Origin of the sequence: Shewanella sp. NKUCC06_TVS (assembly GCF_019345515.1) — a bacterium.
Lineage (GTDB): Bacteria > Pseudomonadota > Gammaproteobacteria > Enterobacterales > Shewanellaceae > Shewanella > Shewanella oncorhynchi.
On sequence record NZ_JAHKQX010000002.1, the window covers coordinates 202,175 to 216,109 of the forward strand.

Annotated in this window: 12 protein-coding genes; 6 read left to right on the forward strand and 6 right to left on the reverse strand. The window is 46.5% G+C overall.

What is annotated here, in order from left to right:
• Positions 1–6 precede the first annotated feature (6 nt).
• The 4 genes from KO531_RS02945 to ahpF all read left to right on the forward strand — a co-directional run bounded on the left by KO531_RS02945 (position 7) and on the right by ahpF (position 5,049).
• Positions 7–750, forward strand: coding sequence for a spermidine synthase (locus KO531_RS02945; protein WP_168824883.1), 744 nt, complete (start codon positions 7–9; stop codon positions 748–750).
• A gap of 89 nt (positions 751–839) precedes the next feature.
• Positions 840–2,375 (forward strand): leucyl aminopeptidase, encoded by a 1,536-nt coding sequence (locus KO531_RS02950; RefSeq protein ID WP_198573862.1) that lies wholly within the window; start codon positions 840–842, stop codon positions 2,373–2,375.
• 371 nt (positions 2,376–2,746) lie between these two features.
• Complete coding sequence (gene ahpC / locus KO531_RS02955) at positions 2,747–3,316, forward strand: alkyl hydroperoxide reductase subunit C (protein WP_105250080.1); 570 nt, start codon at positions 2,747–2,749, stop codon at positions 3,314–3,316.
• A 161-nt stretch (positions 3,317–3,477) separates the two neighbouring features.
• Positions 3,478–5,049, forward strand: a complete 1,572-nt coding sequence (gene ahpF, locus KO531_RS02960; RefSeq protein ID WP_219250348.1) for an alkyl hydroperoxide reductase subunit F — start codon at positions 3,478–3,480, stop codon at positions 5,047–5,049.
• A gap of 72 nt (positions 5,050–5,121) precedes the next feature.
• Here ahpF and KO531_RS02965 read toward each other — a convergent pair whose 3' ends face one another.
• The 6 genes from KO531_RS02965 to brnQ all read right to left on the reverse strand — a co-directional run bounded on the left by KO531_RS02965 (position 5,122) and on the right by brnQ (position 11,063).
• Positions 5,122–5,562, reverse strand: coding sequence for a GNAT family N-acetyltransferase (locus KO531_RS02965; RefSeq protein WP_212599771.1), 441 nt, complete (start codon positions 5,560–5,562; stop codon positions 5,122–5,124).
• A 33-nt stretch (positions 5,563–5,595) separates the two neighbouring features.
• The gene (locus KO531_RS02970) at positions 5,596–5,925 is read right to left on the reverse strand and encodes a hypothetical protein (protein WP_113939820.1); all 330 of its coding nucleotides are present in this window, start codon (positions 5,923–5,925) and stop codon (positions 5,596–5,598) included.
• Positions 5,926–5,942: 17 nt separating this feature from the next.
• Positions 5,943–7,667 (reverse strand): single-stranded-DNA-specific exonuclease RecJ, encoded by a 1,725-nt coding sequence (gene recJ, locus KO531_RS02975; RefSeq protein ID WP_219250349.1) that lies wholly within the window; start codon positions 7,665–7,667, stop codon positions 5,943–5,945.
• Between the two features lie 94 nt (positions 7,668–7,761).
• Entirely contained in the window at positions 7,762–8,487 is a 726-nt protein-coding gene (gene dsbC, locus KO531_RS02980) for a bifunctional protein-disulfide isomerase/oxidoreductase DsbC (RefSeq protein ID WP_105250085.1), read from the reverse strand.
• Positions 8,488–8,627: 140 nt separating this feature from the next.
• On the reverse strand, positions 8,628–9,530 hold the full coding sequence (xerD, locus tag KO531_RS02985; protein WP_212599768.1) for a site-specific tyrosine recombinase XerD: 903 nt from the start codon (positions 9,528–9,530) through the stop codon (positions 8,628–8,630).
• A gap of 120 nt (positions 9,531–9,650) precedes the next feature.
• A complete protein-coding gene (gene brnQ, locus KO531_RS02990) occupies positions 9,651–11,063 on the reverse strand; it encodes a branched-chain amino acid transport system II carrier protein (protein ID WP_212599767.1) in 1,413 nt (470 codons plus the stop codon).
• Positions 11,064–11,591: 528 nt separating this feature from the next.
• Here brnQ and KO531_RS02995 point away from each other — a divergent pair.
• Positions 11,592–12,308 (forward strand): methyltransferase, encoded by a 717-nt coding sequence (locus KO531_RS02995; RefSeq protein ID WP_212599766.1) that lies wholly within the window; start codon positions 11,592–11,594, stop codon positions 12,306–12,308.
• 236 nt (positions 12,309–12,544) lie between these two features.
• Positions 12,545–13,804, forward strand: a complete 1,260-nt coding sequence (srmB, locus tag KO531_RS03000; protein WP_105250089.1) for an ATP-dependent RNA helicase SrmB — start codon at positions 12,545–12,547, stop codon at positions 13,802–13,804.
• Positions 13,805–13,935 lie beyond the last annotated feature (131 nt).

Sequence of the window (13,935 nt, forward strand, 5' to 3'; positions counted from 1 at the left end):
TCCAATATGGCCGATTCGACCCTCTTACATGAAACCCAAGACGCACTAGGCCCGATTCGTGTAATCGATTACGACGACTCACGGATCTTGTCCTTTGGGGATAACGATGAGCAGAGTAAGATCCTCAAGGCGGCGCCCTATATTCCCCAGCACACTTATGTGCAAGCCATGTTGTTGGTTTTACTGTTTTGTAAGCCTAAGAGCGCTATTGTTTTAGGTTTAGGCGGTGGCTCGATTATTCACTCACTGCGCAATTTCGACGCGGCAATAAAGTTAACAGCGGTGGAATTACGCCCCGCGGTGATTGAGTTAGCTAAGCGCTATTTTCAGCTGCCGATAGGTAAAAAGCTCAATCTTATCAATGATGATGCTATTGCTTTTTTAGCTGCTGGCGATCATAAAAAAGTGGATGTAATTTTTGCCGATATTTACACAGCCAAAGGCGTTGAAACAGGGCAGCTTTCGCCAATATTCCTTGAGCAGTGCACTAACCTCATCAAACCCAACGGGTATTTAGTGCTGAACTGCTGGAAAGAGCATAGCCAAAATCGCGAGTTGTTAGCCGACTTACAACAACACTTTGCCCATGTGAACGCTTGCCTCACAGGCGGCGGTAATTGGGTGATTTTTGCGAGCCAATCGCCGCAGCTTTTAGGCACGTCGGCCCTTAAAAGTAGTGCTCAATCTTTATCGCAACAATTGGGTTTTGCCCTTGATCGATCATTGACACGCTTTGGGCCTTGGATTTAATACTAATATCAGCAAAATAGCGTAAATTAGTTAACCCTAAGGCTGAGCTTTGATATTCTTCTCACACTTCCATGATATGAGCTGTCACCATGAAAAATAATAATAAATTGATGTTAAGCGTTATGGCTCTGGCGTGCCTTAACTCTCTCAATGCTAACGCCGAAAGTTTTAGTTTTGACACTCGTAGCTCACTGAATTCAGATACATTAGTGCTATTCCAAAGTGCTGACTCCACTACCTATGGGATCGACTTTTTACCTCAGTCGACCCAAGACCAATTAAACCTAGCAACGGCGGATAATATTTTTTCCGGCAAACGGGGGGAAATCCTCGAGATTTTGGTACCCAGCGAAATTGATGCTAAACGGGTCTTACTGGTCGGCATTGGCGATGCAAAAAACTTAACGCCCGGCGACATTAATACCATCGGTGGCAATGTTGCGGCCAAACTCGATACGGTTCCCCAAGCCACAGTGCGTGTACTCACCCAAGGCTTAACTGCCGCGCCGCTATTTGCCTCTGAGCTTGCCCACGGAATTGAACTACGCAGTTATCGTTATACTCAGTTCAAAGCGAGCCCCCGAGCCGAGAAGAATTACCAAATCGCTGTCGATGATTTAAGTCGCAACCAAAAACACCATAAAAATCTGCAAGCGGTTGAAGCGGGTGTGTTTTTAGCGCGCGATCTGACAAACGCACCTGCAGACATTATGTATCCCGACAGCTTTGCTAACGAAGCCAGAAAACTTAAATCCCTCGGCGTTAAAGTCACGGTATTAGAAGCCAAAGATATCGAACGTCTACAACTGGGCGCCTTAGCTGCTGTAGGTAAAGGCAGCGAGCGCCCACCTAAGTTAGTGGTCGCCCATTGGCCTGGTAGCAAAGACGCGCCAATCGCACTGGTCGGTAAAGGCATCACCTTCGACTCGGGTGGTTACAATATTAAGGCGACAGGTACTTCAATCGCGCGGATGAAGTCAGATATGGCGGGTGCAGCCACTGTGCTTGGCACTATTAAAGCCATGGCGATTCAAAAAGCGCCAGTCAACGTAGTAGCAATTATGCCAATGGCGGAGAACATGGTATCAGGTCATGCAATGATCCCAGGTGATGTGATTAAAACCGCCCAAGGTCTCACCGTTGAAGTGCTCAACACCGACGCCGAAGGTCGCCTAGTGCTGGCCGATGGCCTCTGGTATGCCAGAGAAAATTATAAGCCATCTGTGATTATCGATGTTGCGACACTGACTGGCTCAAAAGTGAGTGCGTTAGGCAATGTTTACGCAGGCTTGTTTACCGATTCTGAGCCTTTAGTGCAGCAGCTAACTTATGCAGGTCAACAGGTTGGCGAAAAGGTCTGGCGCTTACCGTTAGATCAAGCCTATGCGGATGAGCTTAAATCCACTATCGCGGATCTCACAAACACAGGTAAAGAAGGCAGCGCAGGCGCTTCCTCTGCGGCCATGTTCTTAAAACGCTTTGCGGGCGAACAGCCTTGGGCACATATCGATATCGCGGGCAATGCCTTAACCGCCACCGATACCGCCGTTGTGCCTGCGGGTGCAACAGGTTACGGCGTGCGCTTACTCAGCACTTGGTTAACTCAACCCAAAGCACAGAACTAGAACCTAGAACCTAGAACCTAGAACCTAGAACCTAGAACCTAGAACCTCAGTATCTTGTTTTAATTGTATTTACACTTTAAGGGATATCATTGATATCCCTTTTTTATGCTCGAAATTTATCTTATCTCAATCAACAAAAACCAGCCGACTAAACCCAGACTACACCCAATCACGCCAAACCCGCAGCCGTCGCAGAAAAACCGATTGAGTCCGACCTAATCGCATCAACATTCGACTAAACCGATTAGGATAATAGTTTTTATCCGTTATCTTAATTTTAATCGAGTCGGTAATATGCTTCACATCGACAGGACGCAAGCAAATGTCCTCGTTATGAACTTAAGCCATCATCAACTAAATGGAAGCATAAAATGACTCAATCAATTATCAACAGCACAATCAAACCATTCAAAGCCACTGCATTCCACAATGGTGAGTTCGTTCCTGTAACTGAACAAGACCTGTTAGGTAAATGGTCTGTTGTCTTCTTCTACCCAGCAGATTTTACCTTTGTTTGCCCAACTGAATTAGGCGACATGGCTGATCACTACGAAAAACTGCAAGGAATGGGTGTTGAAGTTTACTCAGTATCAACTGACACTCACTTCACTCACAAAGCATGGCATGACACGTCAGACACCATCAAGAAGATCAACTTCCCAATGCTGGCTGACCCAACAGGCACTATCAGCCGTAACTTCGGCGTGATGATTGAAGAAGACGGTTTAGCACTGCGTGGTACTTTTGTGATTAACCCAGAAGGCCAAATCAAGGTCAGCGAAGTTCACGATTTAGGCATCGGCCGTAGCGCTCAAGAGCTAGTTCGTAAAATTCAAGCTGCTCAATATGTTGCTACTCACGATGGCGAAGTTTGCCCAGCTAAATGGCAACCAGGTGACGAAACATTAGCACCGTCTTTAGACCTCGTTGGCAAAATCTAATTTAGCCTGCAAAGCGTCAACCCCGCCAGTCTAGCATCCCAAGCTGATTGGCGTTACAGCCAACACAGTTGTAGCGCCACGCAGCAAAGGATTAAGCCCGCCCCTGCAAGGGCCTAGACTGGCCCCCTTTTCTCCCTTTTAAGCTATTTTGGAGTCATCAAATGTTAGATGCGAATTTAAAAAATCAACTGCAAACCTACCTGCAAAACCTCAAGAGACCAGTTGAACTTGTCGTGTCTGCAGATGAGAGTAGAAAGTCTCAAGAATTAAAAAGCTTAGCGCAAGACATTGTCAGCCTATCTTCTCTGGTGAGCCTGAAAGAAGTTCAGGGCGAACGCACCCCGGCAATGACAGTGATTAACCCAGAGCTTAATACGCAAATCAGCTTTGCTGGTCTGCCTATGGGTCACGAATTTACCTCACTCGTGCTGGCATTACTGCACACGGGTGGACACCCAATCAAACTCAGCGATGACATTATTGAGCAGATCCGCAATCTGCCAGGCAAATATGCCTTTGAAACTTACGTCTCACTGACGTGCCAAAACTGCCCAGACGTAGTACAGGCACTGAACATGATGGCGGCCATTAACCCGAATATCACCAACGTGATGATCGACGGTGCCCTGTTCCAAGAAGAAGTAACCAGCAAAAACATTATGGCGGTGCCTTCTGTCTACTTAAATGGCGAAGTGTTTGCAGCAGGCCGTATCAGCATTGGCGAGATCCTCAATAAACTGGATACCAATGCAGCAAGCCGTAAGGCCGATGAAATTAATGAAAAAGCGCCATTCGAAGTCTTAGTCGTTGGCGGCGGCCCAGCCGGCGCAGCGGCCGCTATTTATGCAGCACGTAAAGGACTTCGCACCGGTATTGTTGCCGACAAGTTTGGCGGACAAGTGGCTGAAACCATCGGTATCGAGAACTTTATTTCGGTCAAAGCGACCGAAGGTCCAAAACTAGTGGCAAACCTTGAAGCCCATGTACGAGACTACGAAGTCGACATCATGGACAACCAAAAGGCAGTGTCGTTATCAACAGATGGCTTGTTCGAGCTTGAACTGGCAAGCGGCGCTAAATTACGTAGCCGTACCGTATTGTTAGCCACAGGTGCCCGCTGGCGTGAGATGAACGTCCCGGGCGAGAAAGAATACCGCGGCAAAGGCGTCGCATACTGCCCACATTGTGATGGCCCGTTATTTAAGGGCAAGCGTGTGGCGGTGATCGGCGGCGGTAACTCAGGTATCGAAGCGGCTATCGATCTTGCCAACATAGTAGAACATGTGACTGTGCTGGAATTTGATAAAACCCTGCGCGCTGACGATGTACTGCAACGTAAAGCGGCTTCTATGGGTAACATTAAAATCATTACCCAAGCCATGACCACTGAAGTGACTGGCGATGGTACTCGGGTTAATGGCCTGAACTACACAGACAGAGCCACTGGCGAGAGTCACCATGTCGCACTTGCAGGTATCTTCGTGCAGATTGGGCTAGTACCGAATGCGGAATGGTTAAAGGGCACTATCGATTTAACCCCAAGGGGCGAGATCATAGTCGATGAGCGCGGACAAACCTCAGTCCCAGGTATTTTTGCCGCAGGTGATGTCACTAACTCACCTTTCAAGCAAATTATCATTGCCATGGGCAGCGGCGCGACCGCATCACTGGGCGCATTTGATTACTTAATTCGCCACAGCGATGAAGAAACCGCCGCGACCAAAGCCGCTTAAGGCTTAACTCGTCAACAGACATCAAAGCTAACGCAAAAAAATAGCCAGCATTTGCTGGCTATTTTTTTGATGTTAACTAAGCCATTGATAAGGCTTAGCAGGCCTAATTTGCATTAGCATTTCAGGGGTGTCGACCGCTTTAAATCCAAACTGCGCGTAGAGTCCATGGGCATCGCGGGTGGCTAACATTATCCGTCTTAAACCTTGTAATTCAGGATGTTCAAGAATCGCTGTTATCATCAACTTGCTTAAACCTAAGCCGCGGTGCGACTCAAGTACAAACACATCGGCAAGATAGGCAAAAGTGGCTTTATCTGTGATTAAGCGGCCAAAAGCCACTTGTTGATTGTCCTTATCAAATACCCCAAAACACAGGCTATTGGCTAACGCTTTTTGTAGCAGCGCCTTTGGCATGCCCTGCGCCCAATAACTATTACTAATAAAGCCATGGATAACCTCAAGGTTCATTTCAGCCTGATCTGTACTGACTCTGTATCCTGTTTCCTGCTGCATTTCCTTTCTCCGAAATTTTCCGTTAACGTCAGTTCAGGTGTTATTGGCACTCATAAATATCATAAATGCCATCGCTAATAACACCACTTTAGCTAACGAATACAAAGCCCCCGCTAAAGTGCCACCGCCATGATAACTAAAGGCTAAGTGGCGATTGATTTCATACTTAAAGGATTTAGCTAAATAACGGTAAGCGAGAAAGTAAAACAAGGAGGCTGCGGGCCAAATCCCCATAAGTAGCATTTGCCCCTGAGCCTTAGTGGTGAGTAAGGTTGAGATAAACGGTATGCTTAAGCAGACAACATATATCCAAGCAAAACGCTTAAGTAACTGGCGGATTTTTTTATCGGATAATGACTTCAACTTCACTCCTTGTCATCTTACATAGCTTCGATTTGCTCAACCATAAGTTGCAGCGAAAAATTGCCGCGATACTCATTCACATCGAGTTTATACACAACACGAGCATGATTAATCGTCGCATCTGGCCAAGTGTGCAAATCCACATTAAAGGCAATGGCATCGAGCATCACAGTGCCGCATTGGGTTTCGAGTACGAGCTTAAGGTGGCGCTCACCGACAAGACGTTGTTGCACTATCGTAAAGTAACCATCGAATAACGGCTCTTCGAAAGCTTGTCCCCAAGGCCCCGCATTACGCAGTAACTGAGCCATTTCAAGATTCAACTCTGCGGGAGTGAGTTCGCCATCGGACCAAAGCTCGCCCGTTAACAACTCAGGTTTAAGCTGCTCACGCACCGCATCATCATAGGCTTTAGCAAATGTCGCAAAACTGCCCGCTTTGAGCGATAAACCCGCCGCCATTGCATGACCACCAAATTTGATAATCAGTCCCGGATGGCGAGTGTTCACTAACTCCAATAAGTCGCGCATATGCAAGCCTTTGATCGAACGCGCAGAACCTTTAATTTCACCATTGCCCGCATCGGCAAAGGCAATCACGGGTCTATGGTATTTGTCTTTAATGCGCGAGGCCAAAATCCCGATCACGCCTTGATGCCAATCCTCTTGAAATAAAGCAATCCCCCAAGGTAACTCGGCTTCGTTAAGCTTTAAGTGCTCTAGGCTTTTTAAGGCTTCCTGCTGCATGCCGACTTCCAGCTCACGACGTTCTTGATTCAATCCGTCAAGCTCTGCCGCCATGCGCCGTGCATACATCATGTCTTCGCAGAGTAAGGTTTCAACCCCAAGTGCCATTTCATCTAGTCGCCCTGCGGCATTCAGTCTAGGGCCCACGGCAAAACCAAAGTCAGATGCGACAATGCGCGCCGGATTTCGCTTCGCCACTTCAAGCAACGCAGTAATCCCCACACGGCAACGCCCGGCTCGCACGCGCTGCAAGCCTGCTTCAACCAAAATACGATTATTGGCATCGAGTGACACCACATCGGCAACGGTGCCAAGGGCAACGATATCGAGTAATGTGCCTAAATTAGGCTCAGAAATACCATGGGTTTGATACCAGTTTCGCGTCCGTAATTCAGCCCTTAATGCGGTCATCAAATAAAAGGCCACGCCGACACCCGCTATCGATTTACTGGCAAATGGACAGCCCGGTTGGTTAGGGTTCACTATCGCATCGGCAGCGGGTAACTCATGGCCGGGTAAATGATGGTCGGTAATCACCACTTGCATACCAAAGGCTTTGGCCGCCGCAACACCGTCAATTGATGAAATGCCATTATCAACTGTGATGAGTAGCTCAGCCTGTTTGGAGGCCGCAACTGCAACAATTTCAGGGCTTAAGCCGTAGCCGTAATCGAAGCGATTGGGGATCAAATAATCCACTTTCACCGCGCCCATCATCCGCAGCGCCAACATACACACACTGGTCGATGTGGCGCCGTCGGCGTCAAAGTCACCCACGATCAGAATCGACTTATTCGCCTGCATGGCATCGGCGATAAGCACCGCGGCTTCGGGCAACCCTTTCATAGTTTCAGGTCTTAATAGACCCTTAAGGACAAGCTCGCATTCGTGGGTTAGCGCACCACGACGAGCGTAAAGCTGTTTCAATAGCGGCGAAAGATGAGCGGGTAAATGGCTATCATCAACGGTTGGGCGACGGACTATCTTATGGATCAAGGGACTCAAACTCTCATGAAATCGTGGCAATAAGATAACAAAAAGGTGAGCCTTAAGCTCACCTTTCGTGGGAAAAATTTTACATTTTAGGCTGTTACTGACGTGCCTCTAAGGTGCGTAATAAGTCTTCAGGCGGTTGATAACCAGGGATCATATTGCCATCTTCTAATACGATTGCAGGCGTACCATTGACACCAAAGGTTGTGCCTAAAGCATATTGCTCGGCAATTTTAGCGTCACATGTTGCCGCAGCAACTTTGCTGCCCGCTTTAGCATCAGTCATGGCTTTTAATGGATCTTTAGCACACCAGATAGCTTGCATCTCGTCGGCATTAGCTGACGGCACACCCGCGCGCGGGAAAGCTAAGTAACGCACTGTAATACCAAGTTTATTGTAGTCAGACATTTGGCTATGCAGTTTACGGCAATAACCACAGCTAACATCGGTAAATACAGTGACCACATGTTTTTCGTTTTTCGCTTTATAGACAAGCATATTCTCTTCAAGCGGCTTCATCATTTCTAAACGCGGACCCGCTAATGCGGCTTCGGTTAAGTTTTTCATGCCCTTATCGATATCATACACACTACCGTGGAATAGTTTTGAACCATCACGGCTAATATAGAGCACGCCGCGGTTGGTCATGGCTTGATACAAGCCTTCAATTGGTGAGTCCTGCATAGAAATGACTTCAACATCTAACATCTCACCGAGTTTTTGCTTAATCGCAGCGGTATCGGGAGACGTCGCAGTGGCAGCGCTGGCAAGTGGTGCAACTAGGAGGGCAAAAACTAAGGATAATGCTGGGGTCAACTTCATGGGACATCCTATAAATTGTGTCACTACAACGAGATATTGGGGCCGTTCTAACTCGAGATATTCAATAGACCCTGTATAGGGGCAAAAAGTTACAGACAAGCCGCGCGGAAAGCAAATTTATGCTGTAACTAAATCCTTTTTTAGCCTCTAGGATGATGCTGTTGATGCAATTCCTGCAATCTTGCCCGTGCTACATGGGTATAAATCTGTGTCGTCGATAAGTCGCTGTGACCTAATAACAGTTGGACAACCCGCAGATCGGCACCGTGATTGAGCAAATGAGTGGCAAAAGCATGGCGTAAAGTGTGCGGTGATAATGCAGTTTCAATCCCCGCACGCAGAGCATAAAGTTTAATCCGATGCCAAAAAGTTTGCCGCGTCATCATCTGCCCGCGTTTCGACGGAAATACCACATCGGATTGTTTATTACCGAGCAACTCTTGGCGAGCAAATTTCATGTAGCCCTCCACTTCGGTAATAGCCAATTCCCCCAGCGGCACAAGACGCTCTTTGCCACCCTTGCCCACAATACGTACTAAGCCTTGGCGCAAACTCATTTGCTCCATGGTCAAGCCGACAAGTTCACTCACCCTGAGGCCAGTTGCATACAAAAGCTCTAGCATTGCCTTGTCACGGCATTCGACGGCATCATCCACATTGGGCTCAGACAGTAAACGGTCAACCTGCGACTCACTCAGAGAATCCGGCAAATGACGCGTTAACTTAGGCGACTCGACTAAGGCCATAGGATCGGCTGAAATCTGCTTGATCTGCACCAAATAAGTATAAAAACGCCGTAAACTGCTGAGCAGTCGAGCGCTACTGGTACGCGCAAAATTCTGCTCAACTCTAAAGGCCAGATATGCCCTAACATCGGCCTGAGAAACCGCAAGTAACGTCACTCCTTGCTGACCTTGATAACGATCAAAATGGCGTAGATCGGTACGATAGGCCGATAGCGTGTTATCACTCAGTCCCTTGCTTGACCAAAGATCATCAAGAAAAGCATCGATAAGTGGATCTGGCATATAGGTTTTAGGCACAAATACTCCATAAAAAAACGGCGTAATCAAATGATACGCCGTTGATATTAATTTAAATATGTCTAAGCCTGCATAAGCTTAACTGAGTTAAGCATAAAGACGAGAACTCGAATGCAAAGCCTAGGCTGCAGCCGTTTGACCACGGCCACGACCGAATACTAAACACAGTGCAATCGTCGCAATGGTCGGCAATAACCAAGCCATACCTTCTTCATAGAGTGGCAGCTTAGATAACACTGGAGACATAACATTCACTATATGGATAAAAACCTGTGCTAAGCCATTAATGGCTTGACCATCAGCGTCAGTCAAACTTTTCGCTGCCACTTTAAGACCATCGAAGATGCCGAAAAACAGTGCCACGCTCAGTACTGCACGATGTGCAAACTGTGGATTCGCAAAATAAGCGGTCAGGAAAGTCACAACCACAAGAGCAATAGCCACAGGATAAATCGTCATTAATACGGGAATACTAATAGCAATCAACTGACTTAGGCCCACGTTCGCAATCACAGCGCATATCAAGCTTAAAAAGACCACGAGGAAACGGTAAGACAGTTTAGGCATCAGCTCATTAAAGAACTCAGAACACGCACTCACTAGCCCAACCGCAGTGGTCAAACAAGCTAAAGTCACGACTGATGACAACAAGACTGAGCCTAGTTCACCAAACTCGCGGGTCACGTAATTTGTTAATATTTCGCCACCATTTTTAGTGCCGATAGCGATATCGCCAGCGGTTGCACCTAAAAAGAACAAGGACACATACACAAAAGTTAAACCAGCGGCGGCAATAAAGGCTGCACGGATTAGATACTTAGTTTGATCACTGGGTTGGTCAATGCCCTTTTTACGCAGGATATCAATAATCAACATACCAAACATCAAGGATGCTAACGTATCCATAGTGTTATAGCCTTCCAAAATACCTTTGGTCAGCGGATGCTGTTGGTAATCCCCCACTGCTTGGCCCACTTCGGATGCAGGTAAAAACAGCACTGAAACGGCTAATCCGACCAACAAAATCAATAAAATAGGCGTTAATACTTTACCTACGCTATCGAGCAACTTACCAGGGAAAAGCGCCAGCAACATAGTGACAGCGAAGAAACCTAATGTGTATAGCAGTTGCGTCAGGTTTAATTCCAAACTGCCCAGCAAAAACGTTGCCGTAGTGTCATCGATAAATGGCTTAGCGCCAATCTCGTAAGCCACTAATCCCGTACGCGGCGCAGCAAAAGCAGGGCCGATAATAATGTAAATCGCGACGGCCAATGTCGTTGCTGCAAATACTGGCAGCATAGCCATAACCTTACCTTGAGCCTTAGCGACAGCAATCAGTCCAACTAAAGGTAAACCTACGGCGGTAATCAAAAAACCCAACATGGCGAGGGGCATATTTTCGCCCGCTAACATACCCGCGAATGGTGGAAAAATTAGGTTTCCCGCACCTAAAAAGAACGCAAAGGTCATAAAACCTAAGCCTAATGTATCTCCGATACTCATCTGATTGTCTTGCACTGGAAGCCCCATCTTGTCTTATTGTTTTTTTACAAACTTAAGTGATTATGTGTCGATTAGCCATAGCTAAAACAAAGCCCATCCGGAGTGCAAATCTATGTTTACACAATTCCGTGGTAAATATGTTCGATATCTGCCGAGTTTATAAACGATGGCGAACGTTTATGTAGCCTAACTGACGACTAATTCACCAACAAACTCGTTTACCTATCCGTTAATCTTAAAAGTGATTAAAAATGGGGGCGAAACTAATACCAGACTTAAAGCATCAATACAAGACAACAAGTCCGTTCAGGCAAAAAAAGCTAAATAATGCTAATTAACTGCTAATAAAAGGTTTCTAAGGCAATAAATTAAAGCGTTAATTAAGTGAAATTAGTATTACCACGTAAAATAGTAAATGATTTGGCGACACAAATTCATACAGCTAGGACAGATGCGACTGTTTAAAAACATTAGCTAAAAACGAGGGCTAGAATTAGAATATTGCGCGCCCAATATTGGGCCTAAATCACTTTAGAACGGCAAAATTAACTCCCCATGGCATTCACTTTTAAACAATTTCATATCGATGACATGAATTGCGGCATGGCCGTAGGCACAGACAGCGTCGTCCTTGGGGCATGGGCACAACTGACCACCGCGAAATCAATCTTAGATATAGGCGCAGGCAGCGGCTTACTCAGTTTAATGGCAGCTCAGCGCAGTCAAGCACATATCACCAGTGTCGAATTAGACACCAATGCCGCCCATGCTTGCCAACATAACTTCCACAATAGTCCTTGGGCTAATCGACTGACCTTAGTTAATTGCAGCATCCAAGACTTTTGCCAACAAACTGAGTATCAAGAGTATTTTGATCACATAATTTGTAATCCCCCCTATTTTGAGCAAGGCACGCAAGCGATACAATCCCAGCGCGCTATGGCCCGCCACACAGATAGCTTAAGCTTTACCGCACTACTCGATGCCATTCATGTGTGCCTAGCACCACAAGGAAAAGCAAGCCTCATATTACCAATGCAGAGTATGGCGCGTTTCGACGAAATACTAACGCACTCTCAGCTCAATTTGATTGAAATAACCAACCTTATCAGCATTGTAGGGAAAAGCGCTAATCGAGTACTCTGCGTGCTCGCCCACAAGACTCATCCACAAATGGCTCCAAAGCTCAGTGATATCGCTATTCGTGAAAGTTCAGGCCAATACACACAAACCATGGTGCAATTGATCCGAGATTTTTACCTTAAATACTGATATTGAGTCCAATCCTGACACCTTAAGTAAAGCTAGCTAAGTTTGGCAAATTTAACGAAAGGTCCAATTTCCCACAAATTAAATGCTAATACATTGACCTAAAAGTAATTAACTTATGTCGATTACCATAAAACTTTACTGACACAGAAGATAAACACAGGAGATCTAGATAAGTTATTTAAGTTAACCGCCATAACCTTTATAATGCTTCGCTATTATCCGTCGAGACGCTGCGCATGCAATTTGAAGATTTCCAGCTTGACCCTAGCTTATTAGAGTCGCTTAATGCCATGGGGCATCATTCACCCACTACGATTCAGCAAGAAACGATTCCTTACGCCCTAGAGCAAAGAGATATTCTTGCGCGCGCCCCGACAGGAACAGGTAAAACAGCAAGCTTTTTACTGCCATCGCTACAGCATTTGATCGACTTTCCCCGTCGTTTTGCTGGTCAAGCAAGGGTGCTAATCCTCACGCCAACCCGTGAGTTAGCCAGCCAAATCCACCGTTATGCGAGTCACCTAGCCACGGGCCAAGGTTTAGATATTGCTATCGTTACTGGTGGTGTTCCTTATGGACCACAGGAAGAGGCCTTAGCAGGCAACGTCGATATTCTGGTCGCGACCCCAGGCCGCCTAATGGAATATTTAGACAAAGGCAATTTCAACGCCCAAGAAGTCGATATCTTAATTATCGACGAAGCCGATCGCATGTTAGACATGGGCTTCTCTTCTGTGGTGCAAGCCATTGCTATTGAGGCCCAAGGCCGCAAACAGAACATGCTGTTCTCTGCCACCTTAGAAGGCGGCGGTGTACAACGTTTTGCCCGTGAAGTGTTAAACGACCCGATTGAAATCGATGTTGAAGCCCCTCGCAGTGAAAAAGCCAAGATCCACCAATGGATTCACTTAGCCGATGATAAAGAGCATAAATTTGCGCTGTTGTGCCATTTGCTACGCCAAGAAGATGTCAAACGGACTATCGTATTTGTGAAAACCCGCGACATCGTTTCTAGCCTAGAAGGCCAGTTACTTAAAGTCGGTATTCCCTGCGCCTTTATGCGTGGTGATATGGAACAGAAGAAACGCTTCCAAGCCTTGAGTCGCTTTACTAAAGGTGAAGTCAATGTCTTGTTAGCGACCGATGTGGCTGCACGCGGTATCGATATCGACGATATCACTCATGTGATCAACTTCGATATGCCACGTTCTGCTGACACTTATATCCACCGCATTGGCCGTACTGGCCGCGCTGGCGCAAAAGGTACCGCGATTTCGCTTGCCGAAGCCCACGACATGCGTATCGTCGGTAAAATCGAGCGTTATATCGAGCAACCGTTGAAACGCCGCGTGATCGAAGAGCTGCGTCCAAAGAATAAAGAAGCGCGCACACCGGGTAAGAAAAAAGCCAAAGTGAAAGCGAAAGAAGCTGCGAAGAAAACGAGCAAGAAAGAAGCGGCAAAGAAAGCGAGTAAAATCGCCCGTAAGAAAAAGTAACACCCGCTTAAATTCACCAAACTAAAGCCGCTATATGCGGCTTTTTTATTACCAAAATATAACTTACGTGGGTGATTTTACTAAAAATATCATGTTACGCTTAATTATATAGAATGAAATGCGGCGGATTT

What these genes read in the sequence shown, in the direction of transcription:
- KO531_RS02945 (WP_168824883.1), top strand. Translation starts at nt 7, where the DNA reads ATGGCCGATTCGACCCTCTTACATGAAACCCAAGACGCACTAGGCCCG.
- KO531_RS02950 (WP_198573862.1), top strand. Translation starts at nt 840, where the DNA reads ATGAAAAATAATAATAAATTGATGTTAAGCGTTATGGCTCTGGCGTGC.
- ahpC (WP_105250080.1), top strand. Translation starts at nt 2,747, where the DNA reads ATGACTCAATCAATTATCAACAGCACAATCAAACCATTCAAAGCCACT.
- ahpF (WP_219250348.1), top strand. Translation starts at nt 3,478, where the DNA reads ATGTTAGATGCGAATTTAAAAAATCAACTGCAAACCTACCTGCAAAAC.
- KO531_RS02965 (WP_212599771.1), bottom strand. Translation starts at nt 5,562, where the DNA reads ATGCAGCAGGAAACAGGATACAGAGTCAGTACAGATCAGGCTGAAATG.
- dsbC (WP_105250085.1), bottom strand. Translation starts at nt 8,487, where the DNA reads ATGAAGTTGACCCCAGCATTATCCTTAGTTTTTGCCCTCCTAGTTGCA.
- brnQ (WP_212599767.1), bottom strand. Translation starts at nt 11,063, where the DNA reads ATGGGGCTTCCAGTGCAAGACAATCAGATGAGTATCGGAGATACATTA.
- KO531_RS02995 (WP_212599766.1), top strand. Translation starts at nt 11,592, where the DNA reads ATGGCATTCACTTTTAAACAATTTCATATCGATGACATGAATTGCGGC.
- srmB (WP_105250089.1), top strand. Translation starts at nt 12,545, where the DNA reads ATGCAATTTGAAGATTTCCAGCTTGACCCTAGCTTATTAGAGTCGCTT.